Source organism: Flavobacterium sp. (assembly GCF_029242675.1).
GTDB lineage: Bacteria > Bacteroidota > Bacteroidia > Flavobacteriales > Flavobacteriaceae > Flavobacterium.
In genome coordinates this window covers 1-1,614 of sequence record NZ_JAQWTM010000286.1, presented here as the reverse complement: position 1 = coordinate 1,614, position 1,614 = coordinate 1, and the positions used below count along the sequence as shown (strand labels likewise).

Annotated in this window: 2 protein-coding genes; both read left to right on the top strand. The window is 32.3% G+C overall.

The features are described 5' to 3' along the window. Positions 1–843 precede the first annotated feature (843 nt). A complete protein-coding gene (locus P8M54_RS10375) occupies positions 844–1,122 on the top strand; it encodes a DNA-binding protein (protein WP_300287761.1) in 279 nt (92 codons plus the stop codon). Beyond that, complete coding sequence (locus P8M54_RS10370; RefSeq protein ID WP_300287760.1) at positions 1,106–1,420, top strand: hypothetical protein; 315 nt, start codon at positions 1,106–1,108, stop codon at positions 1,418–1,420. Before P8M54_RS10375 ends, P8M54_RS10370 begins: the two co-directional genes overlap by 17 nt. Positions 1,421–1,614 lie beyond the last annotated feature (194 nt).

Sequence of the window (1,614 nt, the reverse complement as noted above, 5' to 3'; positions counted from 1 at the left end):
TAAATCCAATATAAATAGTACTACATTTCATTGTTGACATTTTTTTTATTCGTCCAAAGAGTCGGAGTATGCTATGTTTCGTTTCGAGAGCATAAAAGGTTAGTGTTTAGCAAAAACAAGGTTTTATCAAATAAATACTATCCGCCGCGGCGGATGGAGATTTTTTGATAAACCCGTAGGGCTTGACCTTTTTTTTGCGTTAAAAACACTAGTATACCTTTGCTCTTGAAATGGGACAATTAGCATACTGGCTTTTGAATACAGATAGGATGGAAGCAAGGTGGTCCTGCCTGTTATGTGTGATGGTAAAGAAAGACGGTAATCGACTAAAAGTACTGTTTGATGGTACTAATCAGCTTATAGTTTGAAGTAATATTATGGCTGAAAAAGCCATGGAGAAGGATCTTGAAAATTATACGTAGTTAGTGACTTTAATTTTCAAGATTCTTTTACTGCGTATCCTTTAAGCTCTTTTATACTGTAGCATAGCGAAGGTATAAATGTGCTTTGAGGATCTGAATGGGTTGCAAAATAATTGATGTATAAATCGCTGCTTCAGAATATATAATTTTCATAGTAAGATTTTGAACCATGTTTTGAATTTTATTTAAATGGCCATCTAAGGACAAATAATACCATTGATGATCAGTTGAATAGGTGAAGTATGCTAAGTATATACTTTAGAGTAAAATAATTGAAATAGGGCTGTTTAGCGCATTGTGTTTTACATAAAAGGATAGATGAATGGTTTTCTATTTGCAGAAAATTACCTGTAAGATAAACAGCTATTTGAGAATGAAAATTAAAAGGATTTATTGTTTAAATTTTTAATAAATGGAGATTATGAATGACATGATAACAAAAGAAGATTTAAGGCAGTTTGGTTTGGAATTATTGGGCAATATTGGGACTTTAATTACCCAGACTAAGGAAGGTTATGGTGATGTAATTGATCAAGAATGGATCAAAAGTAAGCAAGTGAGAAAATTGATGAATATGTCACCAGGATCTGTTCAAAACCTACGGGTAACTGAAAAGGTACGTTTTAAGAAAATAGTCGGCTCATACTACTATAATAAGGCTGATCTTCTAAAACTTTTCACAGATGAAAGAAGCAAATAAACTTAAAGAAGATCGGTTGATGAATTCTTTGCTAATTTATATGGAAGATCCTAGACTAAACGTTTGGCATTTCGCTCTATTACTTGCTATAATTAGTTTAGGCTATAAGCAAGGACAAATGCAAAATATTAAAGTGAGTCGAAGTAAAATCATGGCACTTTCTCATATTAATACAATACCGACTTATCATAAATATTTCAAACAATTACAGAATTTAGGATACATCGAATATTTTCCTTCGTACCATCCCGGTGTTAGAAGTGAAGTCTATTTGAAAGGTAAAAAGGTTGCTCCATGATGGTAGCAACCTTTTTTTGTGATATGAATCAATATGTTCTAGGAGTCTTTATCTCTAGTTAATAAACAGTATTTGCTTTGATTTCAAGAAAGGTTATACTTTTGCTTGATCTTTTTTATTTCCTTCTCTAATCTGGTGAGGATGGCTAGATCTGATTCACACATTACAGGATCCGTTTTATTTATCCGCTTATT